We start from the raw sequence: 14248 nt of genomic DNA on the forward strand, positions 1-14248 counted from the left end.
CGCTATTTTACTAATTCTATTTCAGCGAAGACTAGCTCTAAAGTATAACTCCGAAGCCTTTGACCACTATTAGGTGGGCACGGCGCCAATAACGAAAGGAATAGTGTTCGAGGTAACCACAAATTGCGTTTCATCACCTTTTTGTTGCTCGGCCGCGTGCTCAAGCAGTTGGTAATAAACGTTCTGATGCAAACGCGCCCACAAGTTGCGCCTAACTAAAACATAGGGAATGGGTGTAGCGTCAGTATCTTGTAAGTCGGCGGGGGGCTTTCGCAAGCTAAGTTGTTTCTCCGAGGTTAGAGAAACTACATCGCCAGTTTGCGTGGTAAGCTCCAAGCTATCGTTATCAAAACGCCATTCGGTAACCAAAAAGGGAACATCTTCTACGGTAATCCCCACCTTCTCAACAGGGGTAACCAGAAAGTAATTGTTCTCTTCTTTTTTAAGCACGGAAGCAAATAGCTTCACTAAGCTTGCTCGACCTATGGGGCTACCTTCGTAAAACCAACGGCCATCTAGTGCGATAGTTAAATTGATATCGCCGCAAAAAGGAGGGTTCCACTTTTCCACTGGCGGCAGGGGGCGCGCCTTGTCAGACGTGCCCTTTAATTGCTGTTGAAATCTAGTTAGATCCATTTTCTTCAAGCAACACTTTAATTTCACGCAACTTCGCTTTAATACGGCGCATATTATCTGGGCCTGTACGAAGCAACTGCTTTTGCGGCTCGTTTAGGTTTTCTAAGCGAGGATCGATGTATTTATAGGTGACTGAATCGGTGTAAACTTCAACCGGTACTGGTACTTCAGGTGTATCGAGTAACTGATCGATAGCATCTAGTACAACTTCATTGAAGTTTTTATTCGAGTCGCCAATTTCAGCGTATTTATCTTGAATATCGCCTTTGTAAATATCGTACATACCAAGTAAAGCTTCGCTTTCAAAAGACTCAAGCATGTTTACATAAGGTGTATAACGTTTGTAGCTCGCGGCATCAATCCACTGCTTACCTGCCTGCGAATAAACGCGAAACGTTTGTTCAGGCGGCGCTAGCAACTGATGATTGGGCGCCATTTCATCATTCGCTAGGTTAGTCACCGACACTACAAAACGTTGCAATAAACCTTCATTCACAATCATGCGGTTAACGCTGTCGTCAGTGGCGGTAGAAATATCCACTAGTGATGATTTAATGGCTGGGTCGCTTACATCTAATGGTTCAGGATCTGGCTCTACCGGCTCCGGCATTGGCGGGACTTCATCAGGCTCTTCAAGCTCTAAAGGTGGCGGAGCTGGCTTCGTTTCAAAAACGTCGGGTACTTCTTCAACCGGCGCTTCTACGTCTGGTTGAACAACCTCTGGTTCAGGAGCGACGGGCTCATCTTCTTTCGAAGGCCAAAACACAAGAGCCAAGATGACTACAATTATTATCCCGATAATAAGAAAATGGGGACCTAACGTACGCTTTTCTGACGATTCGCTCATAATATCTCCGCTGCAATAACTGATCTAATAATAATACTATCAGAGATAACACCCAATATTTGGATATCACGCAAGAGAATTGTTCTCTGATGAAGGTAATTTCCTTATTTAGAACACTTTTTAACGTAATTGGTTCGCAATTCGATCGTAATTTATAGCAATTTCTTAGCGATAGTATCCCGTGATAAGAAACGCTAGAAAGGGAAACTTTGGTGTCATTGTTCTATATATTCTTTAAATTTGCTGTGAAATGTAAAATAACTTGCTTATTTACTACATTTTATTAACAATTCAAGTGAATTTAAAAAGCGTAGATATTATGACTGTTATCCTTTTTGCCATCCCTTTGTTCATTCTTCTTATCGCCATTGAAATACTTGTCGATAAACGGAAAAAAACAGGTCACTATCGTGCGAACGATGCGATTACCAGTTTAAGCATGGGCGTATTATCGCGAATAATGGCAATTGGGCATCAACTTATACCGCTTACTTTTTACATATTGGTGTTTAATGCTTTTGCGCTTACCGAGCTGAGTTATTCACCTTGGGTATGGATAGCTGCATTTATATTGTACGATTTTTTCTATTACTGGAATCACCGTATGGGCCATGAAATGAGTATTTTATGGGCTGCCCATGTGGTGCATCACTCCAGTGAAGACTACAACCTTACTACCGCATTACGACAAACCAGTGGTGCTATTTTCAGCTGGGTTTTCTATTTGCCTTTAGCGCTTATGGGTTTTGCCCCAGAGATGATAATTACGGTTGGTGCGCTTAACTTGGTATATCAATTTTGGGTTCATACTCAGCATATTGATAAATTAGGTTGGATGGAAAAATGGTTTGTTACGCCTTCGAATCATCGTGTTCATCACGCCCAAAACCGCGTTTATATCGACAAGAATTATGGTGGCGTGTTCATCATATGGGACCGTTTATTCAATACCTTTATTCCAGAGCTAGAAAGTGACAAACCGGTATTTGGCATTCGCGGTGCACTGAAAAGTTTTAATCCTTTTTGGGCGAATGCACAGCTATATAGTCAACTAGCCAAAGACAGTTTTTACACCTCACGTTGGCAAGATAAACTTCGAGTGTGGTTTGGTCGCACGGGGTGGCGTCCGAAAGATGTAGCCGAACGCTTTCCCTTCGAAAAAGCACCACTGTCCTCGTTCAAAAAATTTCACCCGGCATTGGCAGCCCCCGTTACTTATTACAGCGTGGCGCAGCACGTTGTTTTACTGAGTATCACCGTATACTTATTACTTTTTATTGAAGCCTTAAGTGGTACTCACCAGTTAATATTGGTGGCGACAATAGTCGTAATGAGTATCCAAAATGGGTTTATTTTAGCCGGCTCAAAGTTAGCATTAGCGCTAGAGGGGCCTCGACTACTGATATTTCCACTAATGTGGCTAGGGAGTGGGCTTATTATTCCTGCGGCGATATTGAGTGGCGCGTGCTTGGTCAGTATGATCATGCTCGTTAGAGCTGTGCGCTCTAGTGTGACACTTAGCAATATGGCTGAAAGCGTGCCTTCAGAGGATACCGATACTCAAGTATCAATATCATCGTAATGAACCTGTTTATCCCCAACAACGTAAAAAGCGGCATAAAAATTATCAAAATACTCATCGGTTGATTTACATGCGCTGAGGGGCGGTTATGCACAAGTTTCTATTTACCCAGATTGAAGGTAAGCCTTTAAACATCGATTATCTTGAAGTTCAGTCGTATGAAATGAACGTTTATTTGGTCTACCTAACCGTAGGAGACAAAAGCGGCATGGTGTATGACAAGCAAGACCGGCCTATGCGCTTTTTCAGTACCGGCCAAATTCGAGAAGTGTTTTCTCACTGTAGCGTGCAGCAAGCCGTTATGAAACACGACTCCCCCTATGACGAAATGATTGGTAACCCACCTAAAAGCGCAGAACAAATGGCGTTGCCATTTAGCATGCAGTTACCTTATTAGCCATTTATGTTGCTAGCGTTATAGCTGCCCCATGATACGTGGACTGCTGCCAAGGCGAGGCTCTTAATCTCAGAAGCATACTCAGAAGCATACTCAGAAGCATACTCAGAAGCATACTCAGAAGCATACTCAGAAGCATACTCAGAAGCATACTCAGAAGCATACTCAGAAGCTTAGTCTCAGTGGCCTAATCTCAAGGCTTTAGCCAAGGCTCTGCTGCGGCGCGCATATTAACTTGTGTATCTAATCGCTTAGCCAACATATAAAGCCCCCCTAACTTGCGATGAATAAACAGAGCATCAACTGGCGGTGTGTGCCAAAAATCATGCTGCATGGTTAATGCTACGCCTTTATCATGCAGTCTTGGCAACAGATCACTATTGCCGAAATCATAGGGGCCGTCTTCTCTAATAGCTTCACACGCTTCCATTCCTAATGCGACAACAAGGTCCTGCTGTGCATCACTGTGTTCTTGGTTTATTAAGCCAATCTGTAGGGCTGCGTGTTGCATGTCTTGTTTATTGCCGCTGGCCGCACTTTGAAGCAGTGCTTGGTAGCCCATCGCAATATCATCGGGTACTTCTCGCGTGGCCCCGAAATCCAGCAATACCCATTGCTGAGTATCTTCTTTATATCGATAGTTGGCTAAGTTCGGGTCGCTTTGAAGCAGCCTAAAGCCAAATATCTCGTTAAAAAATAATTGGAATAAGGATGTCATTAACCTGTTGCGAGTTTCTTGGGGAGCGTTCATCGCCGCATCAAGAGGGCTAGCTTCGATGAAGTCCATTGTTAGCACAGAGTCGGTTGTTAACTGTGAATGAACACTGGGAATAACAAATTGGTGGGAGAACTCAGTATCATTATGCTGCGCTACCGCGTCTTTGTAGCGCGTTAGCATACTGGCTTCCCGGTGATAGTCGGCCTCTTGATGAAGTTGAACTTTAGCTTCTTCTAACAGCGGGCCAATATCTAACGAACTTGGTACTAAACCTGTGAGTTTAATGAGGGTTGCTACGTTATCCACATCGCTACTGATACTTTTACGTACACCAGGATACTGTACCTTTGCTGCCAGCATTTTCCCGTCCATAGTAATCACTTTGTGTACCTGACCGATGGAAGCGGCGGCAACCGGCGCATAAGAAAAATACAGTAAATCATCATGCCAACTCTCGCCCCATTGGGCGTTTAGCGTGGCATCTAATTGGGCTTTTGGCATAGGGTCGGCATCTTCCCTCAGCCTTGCTAATATAGTCGCGAGTTCTGGCGGTAAAAAGTCGCCAGTGTCCATAGAGATAAGCTGGCCTAGCTTCATGGCGGCACCACGCATGGTGGCGAGTTGATCGGCAATATTCGAAATGTTTTTCGGTGTTAACAACAATGCGCTAAGCGCGGGGCGTTCGCCTTTTATCCATTGGCTGGCACCATTGGTAACAACATTACCCGCAATTTTACCTGCCAAAGCACCTAAGCGCCCTACTCTCCCAATACGTGAAGACGGTACTGCTCGCGCTTTTCGTTCATCGGTATTTTTTGCCATGAAGTAACCTTGAAAGCCTTTAATCTTTTATGAAGCCCAACGTTTGAAGCCCAACCTTTGAAGTTCAGTCTGTGAGGCCTGAACGTTAATACTATTTATACGCCAATGTGTCGTTGGTCGATTACTTCTTAATTTTTTGTAAATTGCTTAGTTATCTGGCGCCGAAGTAAGGCTTCTTACAAAGCTGTAGCTAGGCTACTGATGATAAAACTACCGGTGCTCACACTATCAGCACTCAAATTGCCAATGCTCAAGATAGGCGTTCAATATAGAAGCTCAGACTATCTGAGCTACCATTTGTAGTATAAGGCCAACTACGCTACCTACTGCAAACCCTACCCAACCATTTTTTGTCATATAACGAAATAACGCTGCGCCAAAGATGCCACACCATAGCATGGCAGAGTAAACCGCTATCATGCCCTCACCCGTACCGCTGTTAGGCAAAAACATCATCACAATAAAGGTAAGCGCCATGGCGCCGCTAAGCAGCACCCACATAATATTCTTGTTGTTGGAAAACGCATTGGTGGTGGTATTGTCGCTCATGGAAAATCCCCATGGTGTAAGTTAAAAGCATGCCCATCTTCGTGCCCTTTTTATAAAAATCGACATACATCGCTTGATACAAAACGACAGATACAAACTGATCGATTTAAAAGCACGGTACTAGGTTAACTTAGGCCAGATTGACGCAAATGGGAATAAGACTTCAGGGGGATACAAAAAAGCACTGCGAAATAGCAGTGCTTTAAATCAGTAACAGAAAGTTGAATAAAGATTAAGTGACGGGTTCATCATGCGATTAGTGCATTAATGATGGTCGCCGTTAAACTCCACTTCCAGCAAGGTCACGTTATCGGTAAAAGTAAGGGTTTTTAAAGGCCCATTTCCTTCTACATTTAACGTATTAACTTGCGTTGGCCACAAATCACGTAACGCATCGTGACGAATCATCAAACCATCTAACGCTGGCGGTTGAGCGGTTTCTTGGTACACCCAAAAGTGATTACCATCTAACTCAAAACCTACTAAACCTAAATCTAATGATTTTTCCTCACCGTTTAACAACGCAAAGTGGTTGCTTACGTAATCAGCGAACGCTTGCTGGGTTTCCTCTTCTTCCATAATATCGGCGTGCTTATCAAACAGTACTTTTACAGCGTGCTCGGCATCGTGCAGGTTAAAGCGATGCATGACCTCAATGTTTTGCGTTCGAGGGTTGAACAACACGGTAGTAATAGCGGCTTTAACTTGATGCGCGTTAGCCCAAGTACTGAATAAGCCAGTACATAAGAAAACGGCCACAAGCAGCGCCGTTAGGCCCTGCTTATGGTTTTTTGCAGATAACTGAAAAGGCATAACCTTAGTTGTCATCTTCGTCTTCGTCATCGTCGGTCTTTAGCTCGGTTTTTACATCGTTCATTAGATCGCGATACTCGTAAGTGTTACGAGGCTTAGACTTGTACGCTTCAATACGTGAAGGAATGATTTGACGCGGATAGTGGTTGTTTTCAACATCTACGTCAGCCGTTTCCCAATGTGGGTCAACCGTTACGCTTACTAGCTCTTTGCCTTTTTCAGTGACAATAAGTTTGCTTACCGCTTTCGGTGTACGACGCCAAATTTCAGCAGGAATACGCATTTCTTCGGTTGTACCGTCTTCAAATGCTAGCTCAAGAATGATCGGCATAACTAAGCCACCCTTGTTGCTAAAGTCGAGTACGTAGTAGTTTTTGTCTTCACGAACCGCGCGTTCAAACGCTTTGCGTTCCCAAGGCTCAAGTTTCTTTAAGAAACTACGGTACTTGTTGCGTTCTTTATTGGTTACCGTGTAACGGTCGTTTTCGTCGTAAAAATCTTTGATATCATCGAAACGGTCTACCCAAAGCTCTTTCCCTTCTTCTTTGTTACGAATGTCGGTAAGTGACTTAGGCTTATCAAGTTCGGCTTCACGCTCACGGGCGAAGTCGATATCAGGATCTTCAGTGTTCAAACGAAGTTTGTAAACGCTATCTAGGCTGATATCAACGTGGTCAGTAGTGTAAAACCAACCGCGCCAGAACCAATCTAAATCAACACCAGAAGCTTCTTCCATGGTGCGGAAAAAATCAGAAGGTGTAGGGCGTTTAAACATCCAACGTTGTGCATATTCTTTAAAGGCGAAGTCGAACAAATCACGGCCAAGAATGGTTTCACGAAGAATGTTCAACGCTACGGCTGGCTTAGTGTAAGCATTAGGACCTAATTTAAGTACCGAATCAGACTGGGTCATAATTGGTACTTGGGTTTCAGACTTCATATAACTAACAATGTCACGTGGCTCAACGCCCCATGGAATAGTAGGATCCCATTCACGTCCTGCAACACCGTCTAGGAAGCTGTTTAAACCTTCATCCATCCACGTCCACTGACGCTCATCAGAGTTAACCGTCATTGGGAAGTAAATATGACCCACTTCATGAATAACCACGCCAATAAGGAAGCGTTTTTCAGATAAAGAGTAAGTACGTGAGCCATCGTCACGAAGCTCAGTACGTGGACCATTGAAAGTGATCATTGGGTATTCCATACCGCCAACTGGGCCATTCACAGACTGAGCAACTGGGTACGGGTAATCGAAACTAAAGCGGCTATAAACATCCATAGTATGAATGATAGATTCGGTAGAGTACTTCTCCCAAAGCTCACCACCCTCTTTCGGATAGAAAGACATCGCCATGACTAATGGCTGAACGTCGCCGCCTTGGTGGTAACCACGAGCATCCCACATAAATTTACGCGATGAAGCCCAAGCGAAATCACGCACGTTGTCAGCTTTAAAACGCCATGTTTTTTGCTTGTTGGTGCCTGCTTTTTCGTTCTCTAGCGCTTCTTCAGCGGTAACAACGAATACAATGCGATCGGCATCTTCAGCTTCTTTCAAACGATTACGCTGGGTTTTTGTCAACACGTCATCAGCGTTTTGTAATTTACCGGTAGAAGAAACGATATGATCAGCTGGCACCGTAATATCTACTTCGTAGTTACCGAACTCTAACGTGAACTCACCACGGCCAATGAACTCTTTGTTTGTCCATGCTTCGTAATCGGTATAAGCCGCTAGACGAGGAAACCATTGGGCTAGTAAGAAAATATCGTTACCGCCTTCACGTTCATCATCAGGGAAATGTTCGTAACCCGCACGAGCAGAAACCGCATCTTCTTCAACGATATTAAACGCAAAATCGATATCGAAAGTGACGTTATTTTTAGGTTGAAGCGGTTGCGCTAAATCTACACGCATAAGTGTACCAACGATAACGTGATGTAGGTCGTTACCTGCGCTGTCTTGCACCCGTGAAATGGTGTAACCCAATTCGTTATCGTCAACAAACTGTTGGCGACGAAGCGCTGCCATGCTCAACTGTGCAGGTTTACCACCACTTGCAGATTGTGTTGCTGGCCCACGATTACCAATGCCACCAAAAGTGGTGGTAAGGGCAGACATAGAATCGTCGCGGAACTTATTCTGATCCAATTGGATCCATAAATACTTCAACGTATCTGGTGCATTGTTGTGATAGGTAATAGTTTCACTGGCTTCGATACGGCGTGTATCTTCAATCAGCTTAACGTCAATTTTGTAGTCTACTTGTTGTTGCCAGTATTGATGACCTGGCTCACCCGCTGCATTTCGATATACATTGGGGGTAGGAAGAGATTCATCTAGCTGACGGAACTTATCTTCAAAATCGCCTTTTGTTTGATTTATTGCTGCGTTGGCGAATGGAAGATAAATCAGCATAGACAACACTGGCGCAAGCCAGAAAAGATGTCGTTGGTGCTTATTCATGGAGTTTCCCAGTTATTTTTATAATAAAATAAGCGAACTAGTATATAAGCCATTTTGCTTTTATCCCAGTTTTTGACCGTAAACTCACCCTATTTTAACGCAAAAAACTGTAACATAACGTTTGTTTAAAAAGCGAAGTGTCGTATTCTTAACCCCCTGTTTTCTTGCATCATCTTCTTATGAACAGTCTCAATTGGCAGCGTGCCGTAATTAAAGTAGGTAGCGCCCTCATTGCGCCAAATGGCGATGCGTGTAGCGCCCGATTTTTATTAGCACTGGCGCGCTTTATCACGATAAGCCGCGAATCTGGCAAAGAAATTATTTTGGTTTCCTCGGGCAGCGTGGCTGCGGGTCGAAGCAAAGTGAAAATACGTCACAATGCGTCTATTGCTGAAAAACAAGCGATGGCGGCCATTGGTCAAACTCAAATGATGGCAAACTGGCAACGGTTTTTCGACTTTCCTTGTGCGCAGGTTTTACTTACCGCTGACGATCTTCGCGATCGTACTCGTTATGTGAATATCAAAAATACCTTAAGAGAATTGCTAAATCATGATGCGCTTCCCATCGTTAACGAAAACGATACCGTGGCGGTGAACGAGCTAAAAGTGGGTGATAACGACAATCTTGGCGCGTATACCGCGCTAGTGGCTCAAGCAGATACTCTTATTATTTGTTCCGATATTGATGGGTTGTACACTGCCGACCCCCGTAAAGATCCAGACGCCACATTAATCAGTGAAGTGCACAATATTGATGAATCGATTTACAAACTAGCAGGTGGTGCGGGTACCTCAATGGGTACAGGCGGTATGCGAACGAAAATTGAAGCAGCAGATAAGTGCACCAGTAGCGGTATTCAAACTATTATTGTTAACGGCAGGAAAGGGGCGTCTTTCGATGCCATGTTAAACGGTTCTATTCCTGGCACCTTGTTTCACGCTAGTAACTCGCCTAAAAAAGCCCGCCGGTTGTGGTTAACGCATACGCTTAAAACCTGTGGCCGTATTCATGTCGATGAAGGCGCAAAAGCAGCCTTGGTGGATCGCGGGGCGTCTTTGTTACCTTCAGGCATGACGAGCATAGAAGGTAATTTTAACCAAGGAGAGGCGGTAGAAATTTGCTATGACAACCAAGTTGTCGCAAAAGGCTTGGCGCTTTATAACGCGCGAGACTTAATGCTGATAAAAGGGAAAAAGTCGCAGCATATTGCGGATGTGTTAGGTTATGAAACAACCGACGTAGTTGTACATCGCGACGACTTGGTATTGCTATAGTTTCCACACTCTTAACTTTTTGGGATAACGCCACGCATGACAGACATTACACCATCGCTCAACGATTACCCTTATCACCTTGAAATTGCTACTCGCTGGCAAGATAACGACGCTTACGGTCACATTAATAATGTGATGTATTACAGCTTTTTTGATACCGCCGTAAATCGCTTTTTAATTGACGAGGGCGGCCTTAATATTCAAGAAAGTAGCGCTGTCGCTTATGTAGTCAGTAGCCAGTGCCAATATATAGCGCCAGCGGCTTATCCAGAAACGATTTACGTTGGGTTAAGGGTGATAAAGTTAGGCCGAAGTTCGGTTACTTACGGTTTGTCGATTTATGCCGGTGAGGCTAAACGCCGCGTGGCGCACGGTCAGTTTGTGCATGTATTTGTGGACAGACTCTCTGATAAAGCAGTGCCTATTCCCGTTAATATTAAAACCGCCCTTGAGTCTATTTGCGAGTCTATCGGCGAGGCAGACAATCAAGGAAATGCCGGTGGCCAATAGTCAAGCCGCCCAAGCAGGCACTAAAAGCACGGGAAAACATACTCATAAAAAGCTAACAGGGGTTTTTCTTGATGCTGAAACCTTTAGTGCAGATTTACTGAATTCAGACACAATCGATACGTCATTGCTCAATAACGTAAATATTGAGCTAACTTGCTATGACAACACCCTTCCAGAAGAGGTGGTTGGCAGAATAGCGAATGCCGATATCGTGCTTACCAACAAGGTAGTATTAGATAGCGAGGCCCTGCAACACGCCAAGGCGCTAAAGTATGTGGGCGTCATGGCCACAGGAACTAACAACGTAGATACTCATTACTGCCAATCGCACAATATTTACGTGCAGAATGTGGAAGGCTATGGCACCGACAGCGTTGCCCAACATACCTTAATGTTGCTGCTTAATTTAGCCACCGCCTTTCCCCAGTATCATAACGATGTTGAACAAGGTAAATGGGCAACATCGCCGCACTTTTGCTTAACCGAACACCCTATTGTAGAGCTTGCCGGTAAGCATGCGGTTATTGTTGGTCATGGAGAGTTGGGCAAGCGAGTTGAAGCGCTATTTATCGCAATGGGGATGAAGGTGAGTATTGCCGCGCGGCCTGGTGGGTTTTTAACAGAGGAGCGCATTGCTAACAAGCGCGACCCACGACCTTCACTGGAATCATTGTTACCTGGCGCTGATGTAGTCAGCTTACATTGCCCACTCACTGATGACAATTATCACCTTTTCAACGAAGCTCGGTTGTCGTTAATGAAACCCACTAGCTTTCTTATTAATACTGCCAGAGGTGGGTTAGTTGATGAAGACGCATTGGTGGCTGCGCTTAAGCGCGGGCAGATAGGCGGCGCGGCGGTTGATGTTATATCTCAAGAGCCACCTGGGCCGAATCATCCCTTATTAATGGGCGCTATACCCAACCTTATCGTTACCCCTCATACGGCGTGGATGGCTAATGAATCTCGTCAGCGCCTTTTTGACATTGCGATGAATCACTTAATTGATTTTGTTGAAACTCAAATATGAACAATGGTGTGCTATTTGCCATATGTACGCTTATTTGGGGTTCAACGTGGATAGCGATTACTTATCAGATAGGGCATACCGCTGAGACCTTAGCCGTTGCGTGGCGTTATACCTTAGCGGCGCTGTGTTTAGGGCTATTTTGCGTAGTACGCGGGCTGCCGTTTAAGCTACCGCTACACATTCACATTAAAATGGCTGGAGTAGGTTTCTTTCTATATTGCCTCAACTATACCCTGCTTTATATGGCGCAGGCGCATATTATCAGCGCGTTACTCGCCCTGATGAGCTCCAGCATTATTTATTTTAATGTGGTGCTTCGCAGGTGGTGGTTAAAGCAGCCTATTCGTTTAGAAGTGGTGGTGGGTGCTACGTTTGGGCTGGCCGGCATCGTGTGTATGTTTGTACCTGAGTTCTCCAAAGTATCCATGGATGCAGCATTAGCGGCGGGTCTTTCTATCGCGTTTGTTTCTTTTTTCAGTGCATCAATTGGTAACGTTATTTCAGAGCGGATCCTCACTTCAGGCACGCCGGTTATTCAAATGAATTTTTACGCCATGAGTTATGCCATGGTAATGCTTTACATTACCGCGTGGGTCACAAACGACACTTTGGTTGTTCCAACGGCGCCCGAGTTTTATATTTCGCTGCTTTATTTGGCGCTTTTCGGCTCGGTGTTGGCGTTTGGTTCTTATATGAAGCTGCTGAAGCAAATAGGCGCCGACAAAGCCGCTTATGTGGTACTGGTTTACCCCATTGTGGCCCTGGTTATCTCCACCTTTTTTGAAGGTTATACGTGGAGTTGGCTGTCTGTACTTGGCGTAGTCGTGGTGTTGGTGGGCAACGCCATTGCTATGGGAAAAGTGCCCATATTCATGCGACGCCCACCCCTAAGTAACTAATCATGAAATAGCTAAGTATGAACTAGCTAGGCATACTTTAAATGCATTTCTAAAGCGCATTAATTTTTTGATTCAGTTCATACGCCGGCTGAGTCACTATGGCTTCCAGTGTTTCGACTCGCTCTACTAAGGCGGCAATTTGCTTATCTTTCTTCTCTATAAGCTGTTGTTGCTGTGTGGCTTTGCTAGCAATGAAAGGATTGCTGCAGGTGCCACTCATCCAGTCGTTGAGGCGCCATTGAAATTTAGCATCTAAGTAACTTGCGCCTAGAGCGATGATGGTGATAAAGCCAATAAGTAAAAAAATGCTTAAGGTAGACATAGTGTGCTCCAAGGTAAAAGTGTGCGTCCGGTTTTGTACCTAATTTTGTACCCAATAGTGGTGTTTCGATAACACCCTTCATGCTTACTAGTCTTTAGGTTTCAAAAAAAATTACAAAGAAATGTAATTTTTTTCTTTCACCCTAGACTACACAAAATAAGCACTGGTGATTTCTGTCATCACATGCATGTAAGAAAAGTAAATGGGTGGCTCTTAACGTAATAGTCGGTAATACAGTGCAGTGAATAATAAGAAATACTGAGGACGTGAGATTGGGGCAAGGATTTGAAGATGTGTTTGCACAGTACGGTAGTCTATTAAGCCGTGTAGCAAACAGTTACGAGGCTAACCATGCCTTACAGCAGGAACTGCTACAAGAAATAGCCATTGCTGTGTGGCAGGGGCTTGTGCGCTTTAAAGGCGATAGCAGTGTAAAAACTTATATTCTAAAAATTGCCCATAACCGCGCCGTTACTCACGTGGCAAATCAGATGAAGCGCGTCGATACTGATGAGTACAACGATGACGTTGTTATTGAGCAAATGTCACAAGTCTCCCCTGAAACGGCCACCAGCCAGCAACAATCACTAACACGATTACTCGTTAAAGTACGTGCACTAGCAGTACAGCCGCGACAAGTACTTACCCTTTCCTTAGAAGGCTTATCTTATGATGAAATTGCTGATATATGCGGCCTAACCAAATCTCATGTAGGGGTTATTTTAAAGCGGGCTAAAGCAAGTGTATTGGAAGGAAACTCTGATGAATGACAATAACAAAAGCGCTGATAATGGCAGTAATAGTGACAATGACCTCAGCGCGTTATGGCAAGCCCAACCCGTGTCGAATGTAGATTTGGATGAGGTGAAAAAAACGTTTAAAAGCCAAACAAGAAAGCAGCGTCTTTATTTTTTAATCGATTGCTTGTCGCTAGTGCCAGGTATTTGGATTTTTATACATTACTGGGGCGAGCTTCCAGTAACTGCTCGTGTCTTATATTTTGGCCTAATGGTCTTCGTTATCCCTTTACTTGGTTATCAGCTTTGGCTTAGAAGAGTGGCTGCGTTTGGCAGTAATGCGCAAACCAACAATCATGTACAGCAGTTGAAAAAACAGTTTAAAAACAATGCCCGTATTGCCTTTATTAATAAACATTCTGCCTGGATAGCCGTACCTATTGTTATTGCGTTCAATACCATCTTTACCTTGGCTAAGGCTGCTGAAGAAAGGGAGTATGGGGTGGTAGTGCTGGTAACGGTAATTACCGCTGGTATTATGGCGGTGTGGTATGTTTGGGCGCATCGCAGGCAAAAGCAATTTGAACAAAAATTAACGGCATTAAATGATATGAGTGACGGCGGCTAGTCATTTTT

Annotated in this window: 15 protein-coding genes; 8 read left to right on the forward strand and 7 right to left on the reverse strand. The window is 44.3% G+C overall.

Annotation, left to right across the window (positions count from 1 at the left end; all coding sequences use genetic code 11):
* Nucleotides 1-69: 69 nt before the first annotated feature.
* Nucleotides 70-636 (reverse strand): DUF1285 domain-containing protein, encoded by a 567-nt coding sequence (locus R1T43_RS00830; RefSeq protein ID WP_317351822.1) that lies wholly within the window; start codon nt 634-636, stop codon nt 70-72.
* The gene (locus tag R1T43_RS00835; protein WP_211070309.1) at nt 623-1483 is read right to left on the reverse strand and encodes a DUF3014 domain-containing protein; all 861 of its coding nucleotides are present in this window, start codon (nt 1481-1483) and stop codon (nt 623-625) included. Before R1T43_RS00835 ends, R1T43_RS00830 begins: the two co-directional genes overlap by 14 nt.
* Before the next feature lie 319 nt (nt 1484-1802).
* Between R1T43_RS00835 and R1T43_RS00840 the strand changes: the two genes are divergently transcribed.
* Together R1T43_RS00840 and R1T43_RS00845 are read left to right on the forward strand one after the other, a co-directional pair.
* On the forward strand, nt 1803-3065 hold the full coding sequence (locus tag R1T43_RS00840) for a sterol desaturase family protein (protein ID WP_317351827.1): 1263 nt from the start codon (nt 1803-1805) through the stop codon (nt 3063-3065).
* 88 nt (nt 3066-3153) lie between these two features.
* A complete protein-coding gene (locus R1T43_RS00845) occupies nt 3154-3462 on the forward strand; it encodes a DUF6482 family protein (protein ID WP_317351829.1) in 309 nt (102 codons plus the stop codon).
* Between the two features lie 193 nt (nt 3463-3655).
* Here the strand turns inward: R1T43_RS00845 and R1T43_RS00850 are convergent, their stop codons facing one another.
* The 4 genes from R1T43_RS00850 to R1T43_RS00865 all read right to left on the reverse strand — a co-directional run bounded on the left by R1T43_RS00850 (nt 3656) and on the right by R1T43_RS00865 (nt 8789).
* Nucleotides 3656-5002 (reverse strand): AarF/ABC1/UbiB kinase family protein, encoded by a 1347-nt coding sequence (locus R1T43_RS00850; RefSeq protein ID WP_317351832.1) that lies wholly within the window; start codon nt 5000-5002, stop codon nt 3656-3658.
* Between the two features lie 276 nt (nt 5003-5278).
* Complete coding sequence (locus R1T43_RS00855; protein ID WP_211070305.1) at nt 5279-5551, reverse strand: hypothetical protein; 273 nt, start codon at nt 5549-5551, stop codon at nt 5279-5281.
* A gap of 264 nt (nt 5552-5815) precedes the next feature.
* A complete protein-coding gene (locus tag R1T43_RS00860; protein ID WP_317351835.1) occupies nt 5816-6379 on the reverse strand; it encodes a DUF6702 family protein in 564 nt (187 codons plus the stop codon).
* Nucleotides 6369-8789 (reverse strand): M1 family metallopeptidase, encoded by a 2421-nt coding sequence (locus tag R1T43_RS00865; RefSeq protein ID WP_410549007.1) that lies wholly within the window; start codon nt 8787-8789, stop codon nt 6369-6371. Before R1T43_RS00865 ends, R1T43_RS00860 begins: the two co-directional genes overlap by 11 nt.
* A 227-nt stretch (nt 8790-9016) precedes the next feature.
* Here R1T43_RS00865 and proB point away from each other — a divergent pair, with 227 nt between their 5' ends.
* The 4 genes from proB to R1T43_RS00885 are packed head-to-tail and all read left to right on the forward strand — an operon-like array spanning nt 9017 to nt 12553.
* Nucleotides 9017-10114 carry a glutamate 5-kinase gene (proB, locus tag R1T43_RS00870; RefSeq protein WP_317351838.1) on the forward strand — a complete coding sequence of 366 codons (1098 nt, stop codon included), beginning with the start codon at nt 9017-9019 and terminating at the stop codon, nt 10112-10114.
* 36 nt (nt 10115-10150) lie between these two features.
* Complete coding sequence (locus R1T43_RS00875) at nt 10151-10624, forward strand: thioesterase family protein (protein ID WP_317351840.1); 474 nt, start codon at nt 10151-10153, stop codon at nt 10622-10624.
* Entirely contained in the window at nt 10614-11654 is a 1041-nt protein-coding gene (locus R1T43_RS00880) for a D-2-hydroxyacid dehydrogenase (protein ID WP_317351842.1), read from the forward strand. The genes R1T43_RS00875 and R1T43_RS00880 overlap by 11 nt, the downstream gene beginning before the upstream one ends.
* On the forward strand, nt 11651-12553 hold the full coding sequence (locus tag R1T43_RS00885) for a DMT family transporter (protein ID WP_317351845.1): 903 nt from the start codon (nt 11651-11653) through the stop codon (nt 12551-12553). Before R1T43_RS00880 ends, R1T43_RS00885 begins: the two co-directional genes overlap by 4 nt.
* A gap of 49 nt (nt 12554-12602) precedes the next feature.
* Here the strand turns inward: R1T43_RS00885 and R1T43_RS00890 are convergent, their stop codons facing one another.
* Nucleotides 12603-12875: a hypothetical protein gene (locus R1T43_RS00890; RefSeq protein ID WP_317351848.1), complete on the reverse strand. Its 273-nt coding sequence runs from the start codon at nt 12873-12875 to the stop codon at nt 12603-12605.
* Between the two features lie 272 nt (nt 12876-13147).
* Here R1T43_RS00890 and R1T43_RS00895 point away from each other — a divergent pair, with 272 nt between their 5' ends.
* Both R1T43_RS00895 and R1T43_RS00900 read left to right on the forward strand, forming a co-directional pair.
* Nucleotides 13148-13645, forward strand: coding sequence for an RNA polymerase sigma factor (locus tag R1T43_RS00895; RefSeq protein ID WP_211070297.1), 498 nt, complete (start codon nt 13148-13150; stop codon nt 13643-13645).
* Nucleotides 13638-14240: a hypothetical protein gene (locus R1T43_RS00900; RefSeq protein ID WP_317351851.1), complete on the forward strand. Its 603-nt coding sequence runs from the start codon at nt 13638-13640 to the stop codon at nt 14238-14240. The genes R1T43_RS00895 and R1T43_RS00900 overlap by 8 nt, the downstream gene beginning before the upstream one ends.
* The last annotated feature ends 8 nt before the right edge of the window (nt 14241-14248 follow it).

Origin of the sequence: Alteromonas sp. CI.11.F.A3, from assembly GCF_032925565.1 — a bacterium.
Taxonomy (GTDB): Bacteria; Pseudomonadota; Gammaproteobacteria; order Enterobacterales; family Alteromonadaceae; genus Alteromonas.